The sequence below is a fragment of the Nocardia sp. NPDC004568 genome (assembly GCF_040609955.1).
In the GTDB taxonomy this organism is placed as follows: Bacteria; Actinomycetota; Actinomycetes; order Mycobacteriales; family Mycobacteriaceae; genus Nocardia.
In genome coordinates this window covers 1-23,596 of record NZ_JBEXLL010000005.1, presented here as the reverse complement: position 1 = coordinate 23,596, position 23,596 = coordinate 1, and the positions used below count along the sequence as shown (strand labels likewise).

The 23,596-nt window shown below is 69.1% G+C and carries 21 protein-coding genes and 1 rRNA gene; 9 read left to right on the top strand and 13 right to left on the bottom strand.

From position 1 onward, the window contains the following. Positions 1-58: 58 nt before the first annotated feature. From ABZV91_RS03935 to rdgB, 3 genes are read left to right on the top strand one after another with little or no spacing between them, the layout of a single operon-like run. Positions 59-823, top strand: a complete 765-nt coding sequence (locus ABZV91_RS03935; protein ID WP_355234995.1) for a cyclic nucleotide-degrading phosphodiesterase — start codon at positions 59-61, stop codon at positions 821-823. 43 nt (positions 824-866) lie between these two features. After that, the gene (gene rph / locus ABZV91_RS03930; RefSeq protein ID WP_355234992.1) at positions 867-1,640 is read left to right on the top strand and encodes a ribonuclease PH; all 774 of its coding nucleotides are present in this window, start codon (positions 867-869) and stop codon (positions 1,638-1,640) included. Continuing rightward, complete coding sequence (gene rdgB / locus ABZV91_RS03925; RefSeq protein WP_355234989.1) at positions 1,640-2,248, top strand: RdgB/HAM1 family non-canonical purine NTP pyrophosphatase; 609 nt, start codon at positions 1,640-1,642, stop codon at positions 2,246-2,248. The genes rph and rdgB overlap by 1 nt, the downstream gene beginning before the upstream one ends. A 21-nt stretch (positions 2,249-2,269) precedes the next feature. Here rdgB and ABZV91_RS03920 read toward each other — a convergent pair whose 3' ends face one another. From ABZV91_RS03920 to ABZV91_RS03910, 3 genes are all read right to left on the bottom strand, one after another. Next, entirely contained in the window at positions 2,270-2,569 is a 300-nt protein-coding gene (locus tag ABZV91_RS03920) for a DUF3817 domain-containing protein (protein WP_355235402.1), read from the bottom strand. Positions 2,570-2,634: 65 nt separating this feature from the next. Continuing rightward, entirely contained in the window at positions 2,635-3,141 is a 507-nt protein-coding gene (locus tag ABZV91_RS03915) for a transcriptional regulator (protein WP_355234987.1), read from the bottom strand. Between the two features lie 73 nt (positions 3,142-3,214). After that, positions 3,215-4,090, bottom strand: a complete 876-nt coding sequence (locus ABZV91_RS03910; protein WP_355234985.1) for an oxidoreductase — start codon at positions 4,088-4,090, stop codon at positions 3,215-3,217. 126 nt (positions 4,091-4,216) lie between these two features. Between ABZV91_RS03910 and ABZV91_RS03905 the strand changes: the two genes are divergently transcribed. Then, complete coding sequence (locus tag ABZV91_RS03905) at positions 4,217-6,256, top strand: ATP-dependent DNA helicase (protein WP_355234983.1); 2,040 nt, start codon at positions 4,217-4,219, stop codon at positions 6,254-6,256. 9 nt (positions 6,257-6,265) lie between these two features. Here ABZV91_RS03905 and ABZV91_RS03900 read toward each other — a convergent pair whose 3' ends face one another. The 3 genes from ABZV91_RS03900 to glgP all read right to left on the bottom strand — a co-directional run bounded on the left by ABZV91_RS03900 (position 6,266) and on the right by glgP (position 11,225). Beyond that, the gene (locus ABZV91_RS03900; RefSeq protein ID WP_355234980.1) at positions 6,266-6,808 is read right to left on the bottom strand and encodes a DoxX family protein; all 543 of its coding nucleotides are present in this window, start codon (positions 6,806-6,808) and stop codon (positions 6,266-6,268) included. 98 nt (positions 6,809-6,906) lie between these two features. After that, positions 6,907-8,268 carry an NCS2 family permease gene (locus tag ABZV91_RS03895; RefSeq protein ID WP_355234977.1) on the bottom strand — a complete coding sequence of 454 codons (1,362 nt, stop codon included), beginning with the start codon at positions 8,266-8,268 and terminating at the stop codon, positions 6,907-6,909. Positions 8,269-8,684: 416 nt separating this feature from the next. Continuing rightward, positions 8,685-11,225, bottom strand: a complete 2,541-nt coding sequence (gene glgP, locus ABZV91_RS03890) for an alpha-glucan family phosphorylase (protein WP_355234974.1) — start codon at positions 11,223-11,225, stop codon at positions 8,685-8,687. A gap of 98 nt (positions 11,226-11,323) precedes the next feature. On the opposite strand from glgP, the gene ABZV91_RS03885 reads away from it, so the two are divergent. Next, the gene (locus tag ABZV91_RS03885; RefSeq protein ID WP_355234971.1) at positions 11,324-13,327 is read left to right on the top strand and encodes an alpha-1,4-glucan--maltose-1-phosphate maltosyltransferase; all 2,004 of its coding nucleotides are present in this window, start codon (positions 11,324-11,326) and stop codon (positions 13,325-13,327) included. Positions 13,328-13,334: 7 nt separating this feature from the next. Next, positions 13,335-15,494: a 1,4-alpha-glucan branching protein GlgB gene (gene glgB, locus ABZV91_RS03880; RefSeq protein WP_355235400.1), complete on the top strand. Its 2,160-nt coding sequence runs from the start codon at positions 13,335-13,337 to the stop codon at positions 15,492-15,494. Positions 15,495-15,735: 241 nt separating this feature from the next. Here the strand turns inward: glgB and ABZV91_RS03875 are convergent, their stop codons facing one another. The 3 genes from ABZV91_RS03875 to ABZV91_RS03865 form a co-directional block, all read right to left on the bottom strand. After that, entirely contained in the window at positions 15,736-16,584 is an 849-nt protein-coding gene (locus ABZV91_RS03875) for a tetratricopeptide repeat protein (protein WP_355235397.1), read from the bottom strand. A gap of 61 nt (positions 16,585-16,645) precedes the next feature. After that, positions 16,646-17,014, bottom strand: a complete 369-nt coding sequence (locus ABZV91_RS03870; protein ID WP_355234968.1) for a DUF3817 domain-containing protein — start codon at positions 17,012-17,014, stop codon at positions 16,646-16,648. A 69-nt stretch (positions 17,015-17,083) separates the two neighbouring features. Further along, positions 17,084-18,262: an acetyl-CoA C-acetyltransferase gene (locus ABZV91_RS03865; protein WP_355234965.1), complete on the bottom strand. Its 1,179-nt coding sequence runs from the start codon at positions 18,260-18,262 to the stop codon at positions 17,084-17,086. Positions 18,263-18,793: 531 nt separating this feature from the next. On the opposite strand from ABZV91_RS03865, the gene mce reads away from it, so the two are divergent. Together mce and ABZV91_RS03855 are read left to right on the top strand one after the other, a co-directional pair. Next, complete coding sequence (gene mce, locus ABZV91_RS03860; RefSeq protein ID WP_039822866.1) at positions 18,794-19,267, top strand: methylmalonyl-CoA epimerase; 474 nt, start codon at positions 18,794-18,796, stop codon at positions 19,265-19,267. Between the two features lie 86 nt (positions 19,268-19,353). Beyond that, complete coding sequence (locus ABZV91_RS03855; protein ID WP_355234961.1) at positions 19,354-20,370, top strand: hypothetical protein; 1,017 nt, start codon at positions 19,354-19,356, stop codon at positions 20,368-20,370. 159 nt (positions 20,371-20,529) lie between these two features. On the opposite strand, the gene ABZV91_RS03850 is transcribed toward ABZV91_RS03855, so the two are convergent. Further along, complete coding sequence (locus ABZV91_RS03850) at positions 20,530-20,844, bottom strand: hypothetical protein (protein ID WP_355234958.1); 315 nt, start codon at positions 20,842-20,844, stop codon at positions 20,530-20,532. Between the two features lie 53 nt (positions 20,845-20,897). On the opposite strand from ABZV91_RS03850, the gene ABZV91_RS03845 reads away from it, so the two are divergent. Continuing rightward, positions 20,898-21,764 (top strand): helix-turn-helix domain-containing protein, encoded by an 867-nt coding sequence (locus tag ABZV91_RS03845; RefSeq protein WP_355234955.1) that lies wholly within the window; start codon positions 20,898-20,900, stop codon positions 21,762-21,764. A 182-nt stretch (positions 21,765-21,946) separates the two neighbouring features. Here ABZV91_RS03845 and ABZV91_RS03840 read toward each other — a convergent pair whose 3' ends face one another. From ABZV91_RS03840 to rrf, 3 genes are all read right to left on the bottom strand, one after another. Next, on the bottom strand, positions 21,947-22,252 hold the full coding sequence (locus ABZV91_RS03840; protein WP_355234952.1) for an ATP/GTP-binding protein: 306 nt from the start codon (positions 22,250-22,252) through the stop codon (positions 21,947-21,949). 10 nt (positions 22,253-22,262) lie between these two features. Beyond that, positions 22,263-22,949: an endonuclease NucS gene (gene nucS, locus ABZV91_RS03835; protein ID WP_355234949.1), complete on the bottom strand. Its 687-nt coding sequence runs from the start codon at positions 22,947-22,949 to the stop codon at positions 22,263-22,265. A gap of 481 nt (positions 22,950-23,430) precedes the next feature. Further along, positions 23,431-23,547: ribosomal RNA gene (gene rrf / locus ABZV91_RS03830) — 5S ribosomal RNA — on the bottom strand. Positions 23,548-23,596 lie beyond the last annotated feature (49 nt).

Here is a 23,596-nt window from a genome sequence, read left to right as displayed (position 1 = left end):
GCCAGTATTTTCGGGGGATGCGGTCTTGAATCGGGAAACCTCGTGGCAGCATGGTGACATGCGCCTCACCGTCCTCGGGTGCTCGGGCAGTGTGTCCGGCCCGGATTCCCCCGCGTCGGGTTATCTGCTCACCGGTCCGGACATGTCGCCGGTGGTCATCGATTTCGGGCCGGGAATCCTCGGTGCGCTGCAGCGATTCGCCGACCCCGGCGAGGTGTCGATCTTCCTGACCCATCTGCACGCCGATCACTGCCTCGACCTCCCCGGGCTGCTGGTGTGGCGGCGCTACCATCCCACGCCCCCCACCGGGCAGGCGATCGTCCGCGGTCCCTCGGACGCGCCGCTGCGCATCGGCAACGCCTCCGCCGAGATCGGCGGGGAATGCGACGACTGGTCCGATGTGATCGATTTCCATCCGTGGAACGAGGACGAGGCGGTGACGTTCGGTCCCGGGCACACCATCACCGCGCGGCGGATGTTCCACCCGCCGGAGTCCTACGGTCTGCGGATCGTCACCGCCGCGGGCCGTACCTTCGTCTACACCGGCGATACCGCGGTCTGTCCGGCCGTCCAGGAACTGGCCCGCGGCGCCGATGTGCTGCTGGCGGAGGCCTCCTGGACCCACGATCCCGCCAATCGGCCGACGGGTATTCACCTTTCGGGCACCGAGGCCGGCCGTATCGCCGCCGAGGCCGGTGTCGGGGAACTCCTGCTCACCCATATTCCGCCGTGGATCTCCCGCGAAGATGTCATCGCCGAGGCCAAGGCCGAGTTCACCGGGCCCGTGCACGCGGTGACCCCGGGCGAGTCCTTCGACCTGTAGACCCAGGGATGTCCCGGCAGGGGTACCCCACTACGCTGAGCCCGTGTCGAGACGAGCCGATGGCAGGGCGGACGACGAACTCCGCGAGGTACGGATAACTCGAGGCTTCACCACGCACCCGGCGGGTTCGGTGCTGGTGGAGTTCGGACAGACCCGGGTGATGTGCACGGCCAGCGTCACCGAGGGGGTGCCGCCGTGGCGACGCGACTCCGGTCTCGGCTGGCTCACCGCCGAATACGCGATGCTGCCCGCCGCCACTCATACCCGCAGCGGCCGGGAATCGGTCAAGGGGAAGGTGGGCGGGCGCACCCAGGAGATCAGCCGGCTGGTCGGCCGCTCCCTGCGGGCCTGTATCGATCTCGCCGCCATCGGCGAGAACACCATCGCCGTCGACTGTGATGTGCTGCAGGCCGACGGCGGCACCCGGACCGCCGCGATCACCGGCGCCTATGTGGCGCTCGCGGACGCGATCACCTATCTGGGCGCGGCCGGGGCGCTGGCGGATCCACAGCCGATCTCCTGCGCCATCGCCGCGGTGAGCGTCGGTGTGGTGGACGGACGGGTCCGGCTCGATCTCCCCTACGAGGAGGATTCGCGGGCCGAGGTCGATATGAACGTGGTCGCCACCGATACCGGCACCCTGGTGGAGATCCAGGGCACCGGGGAGGGCGCGACCTTCCCGCGGTCCACCCTCGACAGACTGCTCGATTCGGCGTTGGCCGGGTGCGAACAGTTGTTCGCCGTCCAGAAGGAAGCGCTGGCCCTGCCCTATCCCGGCGTACTGCCGGAGGCCACCGAGACCTCGAAGAAGAAGTGATGACGCGACGAGTTCTGCTCGCCAGCCGCAATGCCAAGAAACTGACCGAACTGCGCCGCATCCTCGACGAGGCCGGCGTCGCGGGGCTGGAGATCGTGGGCCTCGACGACGTACCGGAGTATCCGGAAGCCCCGGAGACCGGCGCGACCTTCGAGGAGAACGCCCTGGCCAAGGCGCGCGACGGCGCCCGCGCCACGCGGTTGCCCTGTATCGCCGACGATTCCGGTATCGCGGTGGACGCGCTCAACGGTATGCCCGGGGTGCTGTCGGCGCGGTGGGCGGGCCGCCACGGTGACGACGCCGCCAACAACGCGCTGTTGCTGGCGCAGTTGTCCGATACGCCCGAGGAACGCCGGGGCGCGCGTTTCGTCTCCGCGTGCGCGCTGGTGATCCCGGCGGGCGCGGAGATCGTGGTGCGCGGCGAATGGCCGGGCACCATCGCGCGGGCGCCACGGGGCGACGGCGGCTTCGGTTACGACCCGCTGTTCCATCCCGACGGCGGAGAACTCAGCGCCGCCGAGCTCACCCCGGCGCAGAAGGACGGGGCGTCCCATCGTGGCCGCGCGCTGGCCCAGCTCCTGCCGGCGCTCGCCGCGCTGGCGGGCTGAGTCGACCCGGTGCCCGGGCGGTCAGACTCCGAAGTCCCGCTTGACCTGCTGGGTGTTGCGGTGTTCGACGAAGAACGACAGCAGCGGGATCGTGCCCGCGAGTAACGTGCCGACGGTGCGTGTGATCGGCCAGCGCACCTTCACCGCCAGATCCGCGGTGAGGATCAGATAGATGAAGTACGCCCAGCCGTGGACCACCGCGATCCAGCTGGGAGTATCCACGCCGAACCCGTATTTGGCGATCATCTCGGCGGTGAGGAACAGCAGCCACAGACCGGTGACCCAGGCCAGGACGCGGTAGCGCAGTAGCGCTCCCGCGATCCGCCGGTCGCCGGCCGGCGCGGCGGCGCCCGCCTCGGGTGCGGTGGTGGCGTTTTCGCTCGCGGTCAACCCGCGCTCCTCTCGGTCTCGCGGGCCGGGCCCGCCGGGCTGCCCGCGGCGCCGTCGGCGGCGTGCAAACGGGCCAGGTAGCTGTTGTATTCGGCGAGCGCCGGATCGTCGTCGCGCGCGGCTCGCGGGCGTTCGGGCAGGAAATCGGCCGGGATCTCGCGCGGCGCGGCCGCCGGGGTACCACGCCGGCCGGCGAACGGTCCGGTCCGGGTACCCGAGGGACCGGACCCGGTATCCGGCGTATCCGCGCCCTCGCCGGTGGCGCCCGACGGTTCGGTACCGGCGGTCTCCGTTTCCAACCGCACGAACCGGAAGTAGGCGAACAAGGCGAATCCGGCGAACAGCGGCCACTGCAGCGCGTACCCCAGATTCTGCGCGGTGCCGCTCGCCGAGGAGAACCGCTCCCACTGCCACCAGCCCAGGGCCAGCGCGGTCAGTGCCAGCACGACCACCAGCAGGACCAGGGCCGGGCGGTGCACGGTGCGGCGAGGTGTTGCGGACACGGCTACCACGGTACCCGTCTACTACGCGGACCGTAGTGTGAGGTGGGTATCGCGGCAGCCGTATCGCCGCCGGTCAGAACTTGTAGACGACCCCGGTCAGGCGCTCGGACTCCGCCCACAGCCGCTGCCACAGGTCGGTGTTCTTGGACAGCCGGGTGGACGGGGACGCCTCCACCGGCCCCTGGGACTGGAACAACCGGGTCGGACCCCAATACGTATCGGGATCGGCGTCGGGTGTGGTGGCCGCGAACAACGTCGAATGCGCCGCCTTCGCCGGCGCGTGCCCGACCAACCGGATCACCGGTTTGCTGACCCAGTCCAGCGGGGTCTCGGTACGGGTGAACAACTCGGTGGCCGATACCCCCGGGTGCACCCCGTAGGAGCGTTTGACCGAGCCGGACGCCGCCAGCCGGCGCTGGAGTTCGCGCGCGAACATCAGGTTCGACAGTTTGGCCTGGGCGTAGGCCAGGTTGCGCTGATAGCGGCGGTTCTCGTAGTTCAGGTCGTCGACCCAGAACTTGGGGGTCTGCTTGTGGGCGATACTGGCCAGAGTCACCACCCGGTCGCGCATCCGGTCCAGCAACAGCCCGGTCAGCGCGAAATGGCCGAGATGGTTCACGCCGAATTGGGTCTCGAAACCGTCCACGGTCCGCGAGAACGGCACATTCATCAGGCCGGCGTTGTTGACGAGTACGTCGAATTCTGCGGTCTCCTCGGCGAATTCGCGGACCGAGGACAGGTCGGCCAGATCCAGCCGGCGCACCCGCAGGTCGCCGCCGATGGCATCGGCGACCTCCTGGGCCTTCTCGGTGTTGCGGCAGGCCATCACCACGGTGGCCCCTTTGCCGGCGAGTACTTTTGTGGTCTCGGCTCCGAGTCCGCCGTTGGCGCCGGTGACGACGAATGTGCGTCCGCGCTGGTCGGCTATCTGATCAGGTTTCCACGCCATGATCCGACCTTACTTCTGAGTAAGATCGCGCGGAAGAGCGGTACACACCCGTGCTGTCGAGCGGGCAGGACAGACCGGGCCGCGACTGGACGCACGGCTGTCGGTGCGGCGCAGTAGGCTGCCCGAGTGCCCGAACTCCCGCCCGTATCAGACCTGCTGGCGACCGCCGTGACCGCGCTCGGCGGTAAGGAACGCCCGGGCCAGATGACGATGGCCGCGGCCGTGGACAACGCCATCGAGAACAAAGAGCATCTGGCCGTCCAGGCGGGGACGGGCACCGGGAAGTCGCTCGCCTATCTGGTGCCGAGCCTGCGATACGCGGTGCGGACCGGGCGCACGGTGGTGATCTCCACCGCGACCATCGCGCTCCAGCGCCAACTGGTGGACCGGGACCTCCCCCGGCTGGCCCAGGCGCTGACCGAACCGCTGGGCCGCACACCGGAGTTCGCGATCCTCAAGGGCCGCAACAACTACCTGTGCCTGAACAAGATCAACAGCGCCGTCCCGGAAGAGCCCGCCGAGGCCGAACTGTTCGACGCGTTCGCGGTCTCTCGGCTCGGCCGCGAAGTGAAGCGGCTCAACGAATGGGCCTCCGACACCGAGACCGGCGACCGCGACGAACTCGCCCCGGGCGTCGGCGACCGCGCCTGGCGGCAGGTGAGCGTGTCCGCGCGCGAATGCCTGGGCAAATCACGCTGCCCGTTCGGGCAGGACTGTTTCGCCGAACGGGCCCGGGCCGAATCGGCGCAGGCCGATATCGTCGTCACCAATCACGCGCTGCTGGCCATCGACGCCATCAGCGGAGTACAGGTACTGCCCGAGCACGATCTGGTGGTGGTCGACGAGGCGCACGAACTCGTCGACCGGGTCACCGGGATCGCGACCGCCGAGTTGTCCGCCACCGCCATCAGCACCGCGGCCCGGCGCTGCGCGAAACTGATCGACGAGCGGGAGGTCGACCGGCTCGAGGAGGCCGCCGAGGCCTGGCACACCGCGCTCGACGAACTGCCCGCGAACCGCTGGGACACGCTGCCCGAGGGCATCGCCGGGGTGCTGGCGCTCATCCGGGACGCCGCCTGGAACGCCCGCACCGCCCTCAATCCGCAGGGTTCCGTCAACGACCCCGAGGCCGCCGCCGGCCGGAACATGGCCATCGCCGGAGTGGAGGAGATCCACGACAGCGCCGTCCGCGCGCTCACCGCCTTCGACGAGCCCGATCCCGCCGTCCGCCGCGATGTGGTGTGGCTCTCGGCCGACGAGATCCGCGGCGTCACCCGGCGCACCCTGCGCATGGCCCCGCTGGCCGTGGGTGGGCTGCTGCGCAGTCAGTTGTTCGGCGCCGCGACGGTCGTCCTCACCTCGGCCACCCTGCAGATCGGCGGGAACTTCGACGGCCTGGCCCGCACCTGGGGCCTGCCGCCGCAATCGAACAGCCGGATCGATCCGGCGACGGCCAACAGCGCCGAGGCGCCGAGCGACGCCGATACGGTGCGCTGGTCCTCGCTGGATGTGGGTTCGCCGTTCGATCATGCCAAATCCGGAATTCTCTACGTCGCCAAACATCTGCCCCCTCCCGGCCGCGACGGCCTGCCCCCGGCCTACCTCGACGAGATCGAGCGCCTGGTGGGAGCCGCGGGCGGACGCACCCTCGGGCTCTTCTCGTCCATGCGGGCGGCGAAGGCCGCCACCGAGGCCCTGCGCACACGCCTGGACACCCCGATCCTGTGCCAGGGCGAGGACTCCACCGGCGCCCTGGTGCGAAAGTTCGCCGACGACCCGGAGACCTCCCTGTTCGGCACCCTCTCGCTCTGGCAGGGCGTCGACGTACCGGGTCCCTCGCTGAGTCTGGTGATCCTGGACCGCATCCCGTTCCCCCGGCCGGACGATCCGCTGCTGGCGGCTCGGCAGCGCGCCGTGGAATCGCGTGGCGGCAACGGTTTCCTCACGGTCGCCGCGAGCCACGCGGCCCTGCTCCTGGCCCAGGGCACGGGACGGTTGCTGCGCAGCGTCGACGACCGGGGCGTCGTCGCCATCCTCGATCCCCGGCTGGCCACCGCGCGCTACGGCGGTTTCCTGCGCGCCTCCCTGCCCCCGTACTGGGAGACGGCCGACCCGGCCGTGGTGGAGAAGGCGCTACGCCGGCTCTCCGCCGCCGCGACGGTCTGATCGCACCGCTCAGAGCACGGCTTTGAAGATCAGGACGAGCACCGCCGCGACCACGGCGACAACCACCGCGACCAGGCCCCACACCACGCCACCGCGCGCCCACGGGCGGTGGCCGTCCACCGAGAAGCGCCCCGGGCCGGTGAATGCCAGGGCCGCTGCCGCCACGGCGTAGAGCAGACCCGTCTCGTAACCCTTACCGGTGAGCAGGCCCCCATCGAAGCTCGTATCGATGATGACGATGGTGGTACCCAGCACGATGGCCGCGCCCAGCGGGGACAGCGCACCGAGAGCCAGCAGCAGCCCGCCGGTGAATTCGCTGAGCCCGGCGAGCGTGCCGAAGAAGCTGCCCGGGTTGAAGCCCATCTTCTCGAAAGCGGCGTTGTTCGCGGTCAGACCCGGACCGTCGAACCAGCCGAACAGTTTCTGGCTGCCGTGTGCGGCGAGAAGCAGACCGAAGACCACCCGCAGAATCAGGAGGCCGATATCGGTGGACAGAGTGCGGTTTCCGGTCGCCGGTACCGCGGTGCGGTCCAACGTCGACTCGACTGTCATATGAACCCCTCCTTGCCATCCGGATTGTTGCCACGGAAACAAACGGACCGAGGTCCTGTCAGCGGAGGTGTCGATCGCCGACCCGGCCCTCTCTCAGACTATTCCGCCAGGAAGAAGAAGTATCCAAGGAAAATGAGGGTCAGCACCCACATCACCGGATGCACCTCGCGGATCCGCCCGCGGGCCACCATCACCACCGGGTAGAAGATCATTCCCATGGCCAGCCCGTTCGCGATGGAGTACGTCAACGGCATCATCACGATGGTGATGAAGGCCGGCACCGCGAACTCCAACCGGGTCCAGTCGATATCCCCCAGCGACCGGGCCATGAGCACCCCGACCACGATCAGCGCGGCCGCGGTCACCGCCCCGGAGGCCGCCACCACGGAGAAGAGGGGATAGCAGAACATCGCCACCGCGAACCAGGCGGCCGTCACCACCGCGGTCAGCCCGGTCCTACCGCCCGCGGACACACCGGCGGTCGATTCCACATACGCCGTGGTCGTGGAAGTGCCGATCACCGCACCGGCCATGGTGCCCACCGCGTCGGCGGACAGCGCGCTCGCCGCCCGCGGCAGTTCGCCCTTGCTGTTCAGCAGGCCCGCCTGGTTGGCGACCCCGATGAGGGTGCCCGACGCGTCGAAGAAATCGACGAACAGCATGGTCAGCACCACCACGGCCATCTGCGCGGTGAACGCGTCGGGGAGATGGATGATCGCCTGTCCGAAGGTCTGATCCAGGCCCCGGGGCAGATCCGCGACACCGTCGGGCACCTCCACCAGACCGGCGACCATCCCGACCACCGCCGTGAGCACGATGCCGTACAGCACCGCCCCGTGCCAGCCGCGGACCAGGAAGATCACCGTGATCACCAGGCCGAACAGCGCCAGCACCGTCGTGCCCTGGGTGAAGTCGCCGAGCTTCACCAGCGTCGCGTCACTGTCGACCACGATGCCCGCGTTCTTGAACCCGAGAAACGCCACGAACACGCCGACACCGGCCGCGACCGCCAGTTTCAGCTGCAGCGGGATCGCGTTGAGGATCTTCTCCCGGATCCGGGTCACCGCGAGTACGAAGAAGATCGCACCCGACAGGAACGTGCCCGACAGCGCGACCTGCCAGGGAATCCCCATACCCAGCACCACCGAGAACGCGAAGAAGGCGTTCAGCCCCATGCCCGGCGCCAGCGCGATCGGGTACCGCGCCCACAATCCCATGACCAGCGACCCGGCCACCGCCGAGACCGCGGTCGCGGTGAACACCGCCTGGGTCGGGATGCCCTGGTCGCCCAGCGCACCCTGGTCACCCAGGATGGACGGGTTGACCGCCAGCACGTAACACATGGCCAGGAACGTCACCGTCCCCGCCATGAGCTCGCGGCGCATGGTCGACCCGTGCACCCCGACAGCGAAGTAGGTATCGACCCGCCCGCGGGTCCGGGTCAGAAGATCGGTGGCCATGGGACCTCCAGTCGGCTGGATATGACACCCGCCCACGCGGGGACGGGGAGCGGACCGGAGTCCGGCAGGAACTCGCCGGGTACCGCTCCGGCCGGTCCCCGGCGCGTACGCACCGAACCGAACCGGAAGGGGGCGACAGCCCCGCATACCCCTACTGGTGAGCGCGCAGTACACAGTGGGAGGTCCGGCGCCCGGCAGCGCCAGTGTGGAACGGTATCCGATACCTGTTACGAACCGAAGTCGCCACCACCCCGACCGCCGGTGGCCCGTCGCCCGGACGGGCGGCGCCGACATGAGCGACGCGAACCCGCGTGACGCGTGTCCCGTGGCAAAGCCCGCTACGGGCGCTCGCCGCGGGATACCCGGAGCCGCCCCCGTGCCGGAGGCCGGAGGGAACACGTTCCCGGAGCCGGCCGTCAGGCGTTGACCACCCGGCCCAACTCCGACGGGGTGGCCAGCAGATCGTGGGCCGGCAGCACCCGGACCGTGTAGCCGACCGCACCCGCGCACGGTAGCGGGGTCTCGACGGTGAAGACCGTGAGCGCGGAATCGCCGGACGCCGCCCCGGTGCAGGACATCGTGACGGTACTGGTGTCGGTCAGCTCGCCGTCCGGCGAAACCCGGCCCAGCACGGCCTGGACTGTCACGTCGTCCGGTCCGAGACCACCGAGTTCCACCCGCGCGGTCAAGGTCAGCGGCGCCCCCGCCACCGGGGCGTCCGGAAGGCCGGCCGCGTCCACCTGCGCCACCCGGACGCCCGGCCACGCGTTCTCCACCCGCCTGCGGTATCCGGCGAGGTCCCGGGCGCCCCGCAGGTTCGCCGCGGTGACCCGGCGGGACGCCTCGGCGGCCGGCAGGTAGTAGCGCTCGGTGTACTCGCGCACCATCCGGTCCGCGAGCACCTGCGGTCCGAGAGCGCGCAGCGTGTGGCGGACCATCTCGACCCAGCGGTTCGGGACACCGGCCGCGTCGCGCTCGTAGAAACGCGGCGCGACCGTCCGCTCCATCAGCTCGTAGAGTGCGCTCGCTTCCAGATCATCGCGTCGCTCGTCGTCGGACACGCCGTCGGCGGTCGGGATCGCCCACCCGTTCTCGCCGTCGAACATCTCGTCCCACCAGCCGTCGCGGATCGACAGGTTGAGTCCACCGTTGAGCGCGGATTTCATCCCGGAGGTACCGCACGCCTCCAGCGGCCGCAGCGGGTTGTTCAGCCACACATCACAACCCCAGTACAGGTACCGGGCCATCGACATGTCGTAGTCGGGCAGGAACACGATCCGGTGGCGCACCGCCGGATCGTCGGCGAAGCGCACCACCTGCTGGATCAGTGCCTTGCCGCCCTCGTCCGCCGGGTGGCTCTTGCCCGCCACCACCAACTGCACCGGCCGCTCGGGGTCCAGCAGCAGAGCCCGCAACCGCTGCGGATCGCGCAACATCAGGGTCAGCCGCTTGTAGGTCGGCACCCGGCGCGCGAAGCCGACGGTGAGTACCTGGGGGTCGAATACCGAAGCCACCCACTCCAATTCGGGGTCGGCGGCTCCCCGCTGCCGCCACGACTCGCGCAACCGCCGCCGCACCTCCCGCACCAACTTCGCGCGCAGCGTCGCACGGATCTCCCAGAGCCGCTCCGGCGCGAGTTCCCCCAGCGCCTCCCAGCTGCGCGGACGATCGCCGGCGTCGAGTTCCTCCCCCCATTCCCGGGCGGCCCAGGTGGGCGCGTGCACCCCGTTGGTCACCGAGCCGATCGGCACCTCGGCGGCATCGAAACCGGACCACAGCGAGTGGAACATGCTCCGGCTCACCGCACCGTGCAGGCGGGAGACGCCGTTCGCGCGCTGCGCCAGCCGCAAACCCATATGCGCCATATTGAACACCGCGGGGTCGTCCTCCCGGCCCAGCGCGATGATCCGATCCACCGTGATACCGGGGAGCAGCGGCGATTCCGATTCCCCCGCCGACCCGCCGAAATACCGGTGTACCAGCGATACCGGGAACCGGTCGATCCCGGCCGGAACCGGGGTATGCGTGGTGAACACGGTCGCCGCCCGCACCGCCGCGAGCGCGGTATCGAAATCGTGGCCCGCGGCCAGATACTCCCGGATGCGCTCCAGACCGAGGAAACCCGCGTGCCCTTCGTTCATATGGAAGACCTCCGGGTCCGCGAGACCGGCGGCGCCGGTGTAGGCGCGCACCGCCCGCACGCCGCCGATACCCGCGAGGATCTCCTGCTCGATCCGGTGCCCCTGGTCGCCGCCGTAGAGCCGGTCGGTGACCGCCCGCAGATCCGGATCGTTGGCCGCGATATCGGAGTCCAGCAGCAAGAGCGGCACCCGCCCCACCTGCGCGATCCATACCCGCGCCGCCAGCACGCGCCGGTCCGGCATCGCCACATGCACCAGCACCGGTGCGCCGTCGGCGGTCAGCGATCGCAACGGCAGCCCCTGCGGATCCAGCGCCGGATACCGCTCGGCCTGCCGGCCGTCGGCGGTCAGCGACTGCCGGAAATACCCGGATCGATAGAGCAGCCCGACGCCGATCAGCGGCAGTCCCAGATCCGAGGCCGCTTTCAGATGGTCCCCGGCGAGGATGCCGAGCCCACCCGAATAGTTGGGCAGCGCCTCGGTCACCCCGAACTCCATCGAGAAATAGGCGATTCCCCGCACCCCCGCATCCGGGACCGGGCCGTCCAGGTATGCCCGCAGATCGGCGGCCACCGCGTCCACCCGCGCACAGAATTCCGCGTCGCCGGCGAGTTCGGCCAGCCGCTCCGGCGGCACCTCCCGCAGCATCCGCACCGGATCGTGCCCCGTCTCCGCCCACCGGCGCGGGTCCAGCGCGGCGAACACATCCTGTGTCGGACCGTGCCACGACCAGCGCAGATTGGTGGAGAGCTCGTCCAGCGCGGCCAGCCGCTCCGGCAGGTGGGCGCGGACGGTGAACCGACGCAGTGCCTTCATCCGCCCGAGCATATTGGGCGGGGTGAGCAGTGAAGCCGCTGGCCCGCCGCCCGCGTCCGGGTTTCCGCACCGCGGTCGTTGCCAATAACGTGGTGAGGATGACCGGCCGCATCGCTATCGATGACACCGCCCCGCACGTCCCCGGCGGCTACCCGGCCAAGGCCGTGGTCGGGGAGGTTTTCCCGGTGCGGGCGGTGGTGTGGCGGGACGGGCCCGGCGCAGTGGGCGCCACCCTGGCGGTGCGGGCGCCGGGCTCGGCGCGGTCGGTGCGCGTCCCGATGACCCCCGACTACGAACCCGATGTCTTCAACGGTGTCTTCACGCCCACGGCCCCCGGGGTATGGCATTTCCGGGTCGAGGGCTGGGCGGATGCCGTCGCGACCTGGCGGTCGGCGGTGGAGGCGAAACTGGCGGTCGGGCAGAGCGCCGCGGATCTGGACAACGATCTGGAGATCGGCGCCCGGCTGCTGGATCGGGCGGCGCAGGCGGTGCCCAAACGCGAGTTCGAGCTTCTGCGGGCCGCCGCGGCCGCGCTCCGCGGCGCGGATCCGCTCCCGGCGCGGGTGGCACCGGCGTTCACCGACGAGGTCGCCGAGATCTTGCGGCGGACACCGCTGCGGGAGTTGCTCACGCGCGGGCCCCAGTATTCGGTGCTGGTGGAGCGCCCGCGCGCCCGCACCGGCTCCTGGTACGAGTTCTTTCCCCGCTCGACCGGCGGGCGCGACGCCGACGGTGTCCCGGTGCACGGCACCTTCGCGACCGCCGCGAACGAACTGCCCCGCATCGCCTCGATGGGGTTCGACGTGGTCTATCTGCCGCCGATCCATCCCATCGGCACGGTGAACCGAAAAGGCCGTAACAACGCGCTCACCGCGGGCCCCGACGATGTCGGCTCCCCGTGGGCGATCGGTTCGGCCGCGGGCGGTCACGACGCGTTCCACCCGCAACTGGGTACCGAAGCCGATTTCACCGCCTTCGTCCACGCGGCGACGGAACTCGGCCTGGAGGTCGCGCTGGATCTGGCCCTGCAGTGCGCGCCCGACCATCCGTGGGTGAGCGCGCATCCGGAGTGGTTCACCACGCTGCCCGACGGCACCATCGCCTACGCCGAGAATCCACCCAAGAAGTACCAGGACATCTATCCACTCGACTTCGATCACGATCCGGACGGCCTGTACGCCGAGGTGCTGCGGGTGGTGCGGTACTGGGTCGGCCTGGGGGTGAGAATCTTCCGAGTCGACAACCCACACACCAAACCGGCCGATTTCTGGGAGTGGCTGATCGCCACGGTGCGCCGCACCGATCCGGACGTGATCTTCCTGTCCGAGGCGTTCACCTATCCCGCACGGCTCTACGGTCTGGCGCGCCGGGGTTTCAGCCAGTCCTACACCTACTTCACCTGGCGCACGCACAAACACGAACTCACCGAATTCGGTCTGGAGCTCGCCGCCAAGGCCGACGAAGCCCGGCCCAACCTCTTCGTCAATACCCCCGACATCCTGCACGAGAGCCTGCAGCACGGCGGTCCGGGGATGTTCGCGATCCGCGCGGTCCTGGCCGCGACCCTGGGCCCCAGCTGGGGGGTGTACTCCGGGTACGAACTGTACGAGCACCGGGCGGTGCGTCCCGGTAGCGAGGAGTATCTGGATTCGGAGAAGTACGAGCTGCGCCCGCGCCCGTTCGCCGAGGCCCGCGCCCGCGGCGAATCCCTCGAACCGCTGCTCACCCGGCTCAACGAGATCCGCCGCCGGCATCCGGCGTTACAGCAGCTGCGCTGCCTGCACTTCCACCACATCGACAACGACAACCTGCTCGCGTATTCGAAGATCGATCCCGCCAGCGGTGACGCGATCCTGGTGGTGGTGAACCTGAACCCCTTCACCGCCGAACAGGGCATGCTGTCGCTGGACCTGCCCGCGATCGGCCGGGAGTGGCACGACCATCCGGTGGTCCACGACGAGATCAGCGGCGAGCAGTACCACTGGGCGCAGACCAACTACATCCGGCTCGATCCCGCGCACGCGGTCGCCCATGTCCTCGCGCTGCCCCCGGTGCCCCATCACGCCCGCGCCGCCCTGGCGTACCGGCGCGGGTTCCGGTGACGCGGTGATGGATCGCCGCGACCTGCTGCTCCTCGCCGCGGGCACCCATCCCGACCCGCATACGGTGCTCGGCGCGCACCCACACCCCGACGGCACAGCGGTACGGGTACTACGACCCGCCGCGGAATCGGTGTCGGTACTGGTCGGCGGAGTCGATCATCCGCTGGAGTCGCTGGGCCACGGGATCTTCACGGCCGTGCTGCCCTACCCGGAGATCCTCGACTACCGCATCGTCACCGTGCACCCCCGCCGGCCGGCCACGGTCACCGCCGACGGCTACCGCTTCCTGCCCACCCTCGGCGAACTGGACCTGCACCTCATCGGCGAGGGCCGGCATCAACGTGTGTGGGAGGTACTGGGCGCGCATCCACGGACCTATCGAGGTCTCGACGGCGAGGTCACCGGAGTCTCCTTCGCGGTCTGGGCGCCGAACGCCCGCGGCGTCACCGTATTCGGCGATTTCGATCGCTGGCAGGGCGGCACCTGGCCGATGCGCTCGCTCGGGAAGTCCGGAGTGTGGGAGGTCTTCGTACCCGGCGCCGCACCCGGTGACCGCTACAAGTACCGGGTGCACGGGGCCGACGGCCGGATCGCCGATCACGCCGATCCGGTGGCGTTCGCCACCGAGGTCCCTCCGGCCACCGCCTCCGTTGTCGCCACGACCGAGCACCGCTGGACCGATCAGGGCTGGCTCACCGCGCGCACCCACACCGATCCGGCACGCGCCCCGTTCAGTGTCTTCGAAGTGCATCTCGCGTCCTGGCGTCCGGGGCTGAACTACCGCGAACTCGCCATCGAACTCAGCGAGTACGTGCGCGGCCTCGGTTTCACCCATGTCGAACTACTCCCCATCGCCGAACATCCCTTCGGCGGGTCCTGGGGATATCAGGTCACCTCCTACTACGCCCCCACCGCGCGTTTCGGCAGCCCCGACGATTTCCGCGCCTTCGTCGACCATATGCACGCCGACGGTATCGGCGTCATCCTGGACTGGGTGCCCGCGCATTTCCCACGCGACGCCTGGGCGCTGGCCCGTTTCGACGGCACCCCCCTCTACGAACACCCGGACCCACGCCGCGGCGAACAGCCCGAATGGGGCACCTACGTCTTCGACTACGGACGGCCCGAGGTACGCAACTTCCTGATCGCCAACGCCCGATTCTGGGTGGAGGAGTTCCATATCGACGGCCTGCGCGTCGACGCGGTCGCGGCCATGCTGTACCTCGACTACGCCCGGCCCGGCAGCGGCTGGGAACCCAATGTCCACGGCGGCCGCGAGAACCTCGAGGCCGTCGCCTTCCTCACCGAGCTCAACGACAGCCTGCACACCTCGTATCCGGGTGTCGTCACCGTCGCCGAGGAGTCCACCACCTGGGCCGGCGTCACCCGCGCCACCGAGGTCGGCGGGCTCGGCTTCTCCATGAAATGGAATATGGGCTGGATGCACGACACCCTCGGCTATCTGGGCCGGGATCCCGTGCATCGCACCTGGCACCACAACGAGATCACCTTCTCGCTCATGTACGCGTGGAGCGAGAACTACGTGCTGCCCATCAGCCATGACGAGGTCGTGCACGGCAAGGGCACACTGTGGACCCGGATGCCCGGCGACGAGTTCGCCAAAGCCGGCGGGGTCCGGGCGCTGCTCGCCTACATGTGGGCCCACCCGGGTAAGCAACTGCTGTTCATGGGCCAGGAGTTCGGGCACTACCGCGAATGGTGGCACGACCACGGTCTCGACTGGCACGAGCTCGACAACCCACTGCACCGCGGTATCCAGTTGCTGGTCGCCGACCTCAACCGGACCTACCGCGACCATCCCGCCCTCTGGAGCCAGGACACCACTCCCGGCGGCCACTCCTGGATCACCGCCGACGATCGGGAGTCCAATGTCCTGGCATTCCTCCGCCACGGCGCCGACGGCAGCACAGTCGCCTGTGTCTGCAATTTCTCCGGCGCCGCCCACCGTGACTACCGGATCGGCCTACCCACCGCCGGACCCTGGACGGAGATCCTGAACACCGACGCGCTCGAGTACGGCGGCACCGGCTCGGGCAACCTCGGCATGGTGCACGCCGACCCGGTCAGCCGCCACGACCGCCCCGCCTCGGCCGCCCTCACGCTGGGCCCGCTCAGCGTCGTCTGGCTGGCCGCCCCGCGCCCCTGAACAGCCGACGCCGACCTGACCTCTGATCGCCGTCGCGAACAGCAGCACCCTCCTCGGTGCCGAGTCGCAACAGGGCCTGAAAAGGTCGAGGCCCGTCCCACCTTTGGCCGGAGGTGCTCAATGGTCGCGCTCTATGGACGGCCCACCGCACATCGCATGAGCCGAAGGCTGGAGTCCCGAGGCCTGAACGGCGGGACCGAAGGGGCCTCGACCCCGCGATGCCGCAGGCGTCGCCATAGATTCAGTAGAGGGCGGTGGCCAGTTTGCGGCGGGCCGCCACCACGAAGGGCTCGGCTTGGTCGAACAGTTCGAACAGTTCCACCAGCCGGGTCCGGACCGTGGTGCGTTCGTCGCCGGCGGTCCGGGCGACCAATGCGATGAGCCGGTCGAAAGCGGCCTCGGGCTGCTGCTGGAAGAGTTCCACATCGGCGGCGTCGAGCGCGGCCGCGACATTGCCGGGGTCCGCGTCGGCGGTGGCGATCGCCGATTCCGGGAGGTCCTGCGCCCGGCGCAGGAACTTCACCTGCCGCAGTGCCGACTTGGCCTCGGTGTTGCCGGGCTCCTGGGCGACGATCGACTCGTAGGCCGATTCCGCGCCCGCCAGGTCGCCCTGTTCGAGCAGCGCCTCCGCTGCCGCGAACCGGGGATCGGCGGGCGGCTCCTGTGGCGCGTCCGGGCCGCCCTCGAGTTTGCCCTCCACCGCCTGCACGACGGCGGTCAGCCACTGCGACACCTGCGCTTCCGGCTGGTTGCCCTGGAAATCGGCCAGCGGTTGCCCGCCCGCCACCGCGATCACCGTCGGGATGCCCTGGACGCCGAAGGCCTGGGCGATTCGCATATTGCTCTCGGCTTCGACGGCGGCGAGATCCCAGGCACCGCCGGCCTCGCCCACGAGCCGCTCCAGCAGCTGGACCAGTTCGATGCTGCCGGGGCTGCGCTGCGAGTACAACGCCACCACGACCGGTACCTGGGCGGAGCGGCGCAGCACCTTGTTCTCGAAATCCGCCTCGGTGACCGTATGGTCGCCCGCGGCGGCCGGCGCGCCCGCGGGCGGCTGCTTGAGAGCGGACAGGTCCACCGCCCCGGACATGGCGGCGGCTACGGCGGGTGAAGGACGGCGGGATGCTGGTCGAGTCACAGGCTCCAGTTTGTCACGAGGACGCCGCGAGGGTCTGCGGGGACTCGGTGGCACCGGCCGTGCTCGGCTCGCCCAGCTTGCCGGTGCGAACGGCCCACACTTCGAAGATCACCGTGAAGAACGGCGGGATGCTGGACAGCAGCGCCAGCACCGTGGTCTTCCAATTCCATTCGAGCTCACGCGAGGCCAGCAGTGCCGTCAGCACGAACAGGACGAAGACGCCGCCGTGGATCGGGCCGAAGATCTTGACGCCGATCTCGGTGCCCTCCGCGGGCAGGTACTTGAACGCCATTCCCACCAGCAGCCCCAGCCAGGACAGCGCTTCGAGCACTGCGAAGAAGCGGAACCTGCCGGCAACGGTACGCAGACCAAGGAAGTTCATGCGCCCATTGTGCCCTAGCCACTACACGGCGTCGTAGCCGAACCGGTCACACCAGACAAACCAGGCGGTCTACACCTTGACGATCAGCGCATCACCCTGGCCACCGCCACCACACAGCGCGGCCGCGCCGATCCCGCCACCGCGGCGCTTCAGTTCCAGCGCCAGATGCAGCACGATCCGCGCGCCCGACATCCCGAGCGGATGCCCGACCGCGATCGCGCCGCCGTTGACATTCACCTTCGCCGGATCGATGCCCAGTGTGCGGGTCGAGGCGATACCGACCGCCGCGAACGCCTCGTTGATCTCCACCAGATCCAGATCGGCCGGGGCGATACCCTCCTTGGCGCACGCCTGGGCGATGGCATTCGCCGGCTGGTCCTGCAGGGTCGAATCCGGCCCGGCCACCACACCCGCCGCACCGATCTCGGCGATCCAGCTCAGCCCGAGTTCTTCCGCCTTGGCCTTGCTCATCACGACCACCGCGGCCGCGCCGTCGGAGATCTGCGAAGCCGACCCGGCGGTGATCGTGCCGTCCTTGCGGAACGACGGACGCAGCTTGGACAGTGATTCCGCGGTGGTATCGGCCCGGATGCCCTCGTCCTGCCGCACCACGACCGGGTCACCCTTGCGCTGCGGCACCTCGACCGGCGTCACTTCGTCGTCGAAGAGGCCGTTCTTCCAGGCGGCGGCGGCCCGCTGATGTGAAGCGGCGGCGAACGCGTCCTGATCGGCGCGGGTGATCGGGTCGGTGTCGTTGCGCTGCTCGGTGAGCGCGCCCATCGCCTGGTCGGTGAAGATATCGTGCAGTCCGTCGTAGGCCATGTGGTCGCGCAGGGTCACGTCACCGTATTTGAAACCCTCGCGACTCTTCTCCAGCATGTGCGGGGCGCGGCTCATCGATTCCTGCCCGCCGGCCACCACGATCTCGTACTCCCCGGCCCGGATCAGCTGATCCGCCAGCGCGATGGCGTTGATCCCGGACAGACACACCTTGTTCAGCGTCAGCGCGGGCACATCCATGGGAATACCGCCCGCCACCGCGGCCTGCCGGGCCGGGATCTGTCCGGCGCCGGCGGTGAGTACCTGGCCCATGATCACGTAGTCGACCTGGTCGCCCCGGACTCCGGCCTTCTCGAGCGCCGCGGCGATCGCGAACCCGCCCAGATCCGATCCGCTGAAATCCTTCAGACCGCCCAGCAGCCGGCCGATCGGGGTACGCGCACCGGCCACGATCACAGAGTTGGTCACGACGAGCCTCCTGTGTTGACGGCGCCGCCTCCGGCGGCGCGGGTTCGGGGCCCTCGTGACCCCGGTTCTTCACTCCGGCGATCGGTCGCCGCGCTCCTGGGCTCTGTCGCTGCGGAACCGGGGCGGGCCCCGACCACCGAGAGCGACCGTCCGGAGCAGACGAGCGACGCGCGCGGGAACGCTTCGGCCGGCCCGGGCAGGTCCACGACACTGTCGGTGTTCACGGTTTCCAACCTCCGGGCGGTTCCTGCGGCGCTCGGTCGCTCCACGCCCGGGACCGGGCATGAACCACCACGGTGGCCCGTCACGTTCCCGGACCGGCCGGGAACTCGCGGTGCGACCCCGCGATCCTCGCGTCGGCCGAAAGCGACACGAGGTGCGGATTACTCCACGGTAGCCTGCGGCCTCGCCGGATCGGCGTGCAGGATGCGCAGATCACCTCGTCGAGGTTTGACGGCAGCCGCCCTCTGTCAGACCTCGATCCGGGTGGGTACGCGACCGCGACAGGGTGGAACGCGCTACTTTCGAAGGGTGAGCACCGCTACCCCGTCATCAGAATTCATTCCCGCCGACTACATCGTCGCGGTCGACCACGTCGGTATCGCCGTCCCCGACCTGGACACCGCCGTCGCCTGGTACGCGGAGAACCTCGGTCTGGTCGAAACCCACCGCGAGGTCAACGAGGAACAGGGCGTTCAGGAAGCGATGCTGTCCGCGCCCGCCGCCGAGGACGATTCGACTGCTCTGCAGTTGCTGGCCCCCCTCGACGAAACCTCCACCATCGCGAAATTCATCGATCGCAGCGGCCCGGGCCTGCAGCAGCTGGCCTTCCGGGTCACCGATATCGAAGCCGTTTCCGCATATCTGCGTGATCGCGGCATGCGCCTGCTGTACGAGGCGCCGCGACGCGGAACCGCCGACTCCCGTATCAATTTCGTCCATCCGAAGGATGCTGGCGGTGTGCTGGTCGAGTTACTGGAACCGGATCCGAATGTTACGCACTAGTATCGAGATCGGGCTGTAAGGAGACGCTCCGATAACATTCCCGGTCGGCTCACCATGCGCAGGTCTCAGGCTGTAGTTTGTTGGCCATGTCGTCACCCGAGTCCGATCGCAATCGCTTCGTTGCGCTGCCCTTCACCGTTGTGCGCAAGGGTTATGCGCAAGACGAGGTGCGTAACTATTTCGACCGCTTCGATGCCGAGTTGCGGGTCACCGCCACCGACCGCGACGCCGCCGCCGCCCAGGCCCGGAACCTCGCCAGTCAGCTGGAAGACGCCCGCGACGAAATCGACGAACTCCGCAAGGAAGTCGACCGGCTGTCCGTACCGCCGACCACCGCGGAGGGGATGAGCGACCGCATCTCCCGCATGTTGCGATTGGCCTCGGACGAGGCGTCCGAGGTTCGCGCCCTCGCCCAGGCCGAAGCCGCCGAGATGGTTTCCATCGCGGAACAGCAGGCCACCGAAATGCGCGGCAAATACGAATCCCTGCTGGCCGAAACCAAGGAAAAGCGCGAAGCGCTGGAAATCGAATACGAGCAGACGCTGGCGAATGCTCGTACCGAATCCGCCAAGATCATCGATGCCGCTCAGGCCGACGCCGAGCGTCTGGCCAAGGAGTCCGAGGCCAAGCGCAAGGCCACGCAGCAGGACTTCGAGGTCACCATGGCCGAGCGTCGCACCAAGCTGACGCGCGCCATGGAAGAGCTGGAGGCCACCAGCCGCGCCGAGGCCGCCCAGCGGATCAAGGACGCCACCGACGAGGCCAACCGCCTCATCACCTCCGCGACCCAGACCTCCGAGCGCAAGATCGCGCACGCGAAGGAACTGGCCGAGGAGATGCGCGTGCTGCGCGGCCGGGTCCTGGCCCAGCTGCTCGGCATCCGCGGCCAGCTCGATTCGGTCCCGGCCATGCTCGCGGCCGTCAACCGGGAGAGCGAACTGCTCGACGGTGTGCCCGAGCAGCCGCGTAAGTCCCTCGGCAGCGGTCAGAACAACAAGTCTGTGAACGGCCCGCGTCAGAAGGCCATCCCCGAGGTGAGCTCCGAGGACGATTCCGACGATATCCTCGAGGACGAACGCGAGAACGCCGACATCAGCCACTGAGCTGCTGTCGGGACGTACACGGCGACACCGTAGATCAATCCGAAGGCCGCCCCCGAAGGGGCGGCCTTCCTCATATCCGCCCGACGGCGACGCGATCATCCCGCACGGTGCCACGCGACCCGGTCCGTGATGTGACCGGTCCACCCGCGGTAGGCCTCTTCACACGCGGACGGAGTGCCCCCGCGGCGGAATCACCAGTTGCGAGCGGCGACCCGCGTACTCGAAGGCGCGACCCAGATGGTCGAGTGTCTCCGTGAAATGGGCCCACCCCTCACCGTGCACCGCGACGAGCACCGCCTCACCCAGCAGTTCCGCGGCCCGGACCGCGGTACGGGCGTTGAGCGTCACGTCCGCATCACCGAACCGGCCGACATTGGCGGCGCCGACGTTCACTATGGCGATATCGACCTGCCCCACACGCTCGACGATCTCGCGGACCACGTCCACCGAGGCATTGTCGCCGGAGACGTACACCGTCGGCTCCCCCGCGGCCCGCAGCACGAATCCGGTGACGACACCGCTCCGGCATGCTGACCACCGCGGCCGGGTTCGACATCTCGGTACCGAACGACCTGGAGGCGGTGTCCGGCGCCGATATCGTGATCGTCCCGAGTTGGCTGCCCGATACCGTCCCGCCGGAACCCCTTCTCGATAAGCTGCGCACCGCCCACGCCGCGGGCGCGCGGATCGTCGGACTGTGTCTCGGGGCCTGGGTCGTGGCGGCCAGCGGACTCGTCGACGGCCGGGAGATCACCACGCACTGGTCGGCGGCCGAGAACCTGGCTCGCGCGCACCCGGCAGTACGGGTGCGCGCGGATATGCTCTGGTCGGACCTGGGCGACGTCATCACCTCCGCCGGTGTCGCCGCGGCCCTCGACTGCTGCCTCCATGTGGTCCGCGCCGATCTGGGGGCTCTTGTCGCGGCCGACCTCGCCCGCGGAATCGTGCTCGCCCCGCACCGCAGTGGATCTCAGTCCCAGTTCATTCCGGTGGCGGTACTCGAAGCCACCGACGACGATCCCATCGAACGCTCCATGGTGTGGGCGAGCACCCGGTTGGCCGAGCCGATCGGCCTGGACGAGTGGGCCCGTACCGCATTGATGTCGCGGCGCACGTTCACCCGCCGCTTCCGGGAACGCACCGGCAGCAGCCCGCAGCAGTGGCTGCTGCACCAACGGGCCGACCGGGCCCGTCTACTCCTGGAGAACACCGATGACACCATGGAGCGCATAGCCGCCGATGCGGGCTTCGGCAGCGCGGTGAATCTGCGCCACCATTTCCATCGGATCCTCGGCATCGGCCCGGCTGCCCATCGCGCGCTGTTCCGCAATCGGACCTCCACCCCGAGCCCGGCGATACCCGTCGATCCGCACGACCGACCGGTAACGATCTGAGCGACCGCGCCTCCTCCCGGGCGACACGCGCAGATCCGGCCGGCCTTGCGCCCCGTTCCGGCACTCTCCCGCGGCGACAACCGTTTCCATGCCTCGGATGCACTCCACCCGGCGGGGCTGCTATCGGGACCGGTGTCGCCGAAAACGCAGGTCTATCTCGCACCGACCGAGTTCCACCGGGTCTACGACCACCGTCGGGTGATCCCGCGAGTCCACCGGCCGTTCCAGCAGCCTCCGTGCCAGTGCCGCCGGTCGGTCTCACCACCATCGGCCGGCCAGGCCACGATATGCGCGACCCCGGGCATGATCTCGTGATCGCAGCCCGGGCAACGGTACCGTTTCACCGCACGCGCCCCCGGCACCGTACGGACGACGTACTCCTCCCCGTCCGGCCCCGATTCGGTCCGCCGGTAGACATCACCGAGCCCGCCACCGGTCCGCGACGGCTCCACCCGGGAGCGCGCGCTGCGCGGATTTCGTCGCGGCATGACCCCAAGTCTAGAAGAGGCGGAATTCGTTGCTCTCGGTCCCACGTAGCGCGTCGTAATCGAGGGTCAGACAGCGAATCCCGCGATCCTCGGCCAATGTGCGCGCCTGGGGCTTGATCTGCTGCGCCGCGAACACCCCCGCGACCGGCGTCAGCAACGGGTCCCGGTTCAGCAACTCCAGGTACCGGGTGAGCTGTTCGACGCCGTCGATCTCGCCCCGGCGCTTGATCTCCACGGCCACGGTTCCACCGTCCGCGTCGCGGCACAGCAGATCCACCGGCCCGATCGCCGTCATGTACTCCCGCCGGACGAGGCTGAATCCGGGACCCAGGGTTTCCACGTGTTCGGCCAGCAGTTCCTGCAGATGGGCTTCCACGCCGTCCTTCACCAGCCCGGGGTCCACACCCAGCTCGTGACTGGAATCGTGCTCGATCTCCTCGATCCCGATCCGCAGCTCCTCCCCCGCCTTGTTGCTGACCACCCACAGCGCCTTCAGCTGTGCGGCGGCCGCGTCCGGCTGCCGCTCGTCCAACCAGCAGGGCGGGCTCATCCAGTTCAACGGCTTGTACGAACCCCCGTCGGAATGGACCAGCACCGACCCGTCCGCTTTGATCATCAACAGCCGGCGGGCCATCGGCAGATGAGCGGTCAACCGCCCCACATAGTCGACCTGGCACCGTGCAATCACGAGTCGCATCCGGCAAAGTCTAGGCGCTACCGCCGCGCACCGATCACAGCGGAGGTCTGCCCGTCGCCCCGTCCATGGCACGGCAGAACGGCCTTCGCAGAAAGGTATGGGTCCCACGACCATGAGCACCGCGCGTCCGTCAGGCACAGCGCGCTACCGGCGAACCACCACCGCGCCGGCATACCGGCGACGAGCTCTCGCCCTCTCGATCAGCACACCCGGAACCTTCGGCTCGCAAGCCGGCGACCTCCCCGGAAATCCTGGCGGTACCCGTCCTTGTTCATGGAGCCTCGAATGGGTTGCCTGGCAGCACAGCTCGCGCAAGCCGGCCGCCCCGACACCATGTACACGGCAGTCCGCTCGACCGCACGCCTGCAGGCATCCGCTGTTCGAACGGCTATTTCGCGACCGATCGCGAGCCGGAAAAACAAACAACCTCGAAAACCACTTCAGGGGGCCCACACTTGTGGGCCCCCTGAAGGGAAATATGTTCCGGCGGTGTCCTACTCTCCCACACCCTGTCGAGTGCAGTACCATCGGCGCTGGCAGGCTTAGCTTCCAGGTTCGGAATGGGACCGGGCGTTTCCCTGCCGCTATAACCGCCGTAACTCTATGAAACTATCCACAGAGAGCCACCCACCAACCCCAGGGATCTT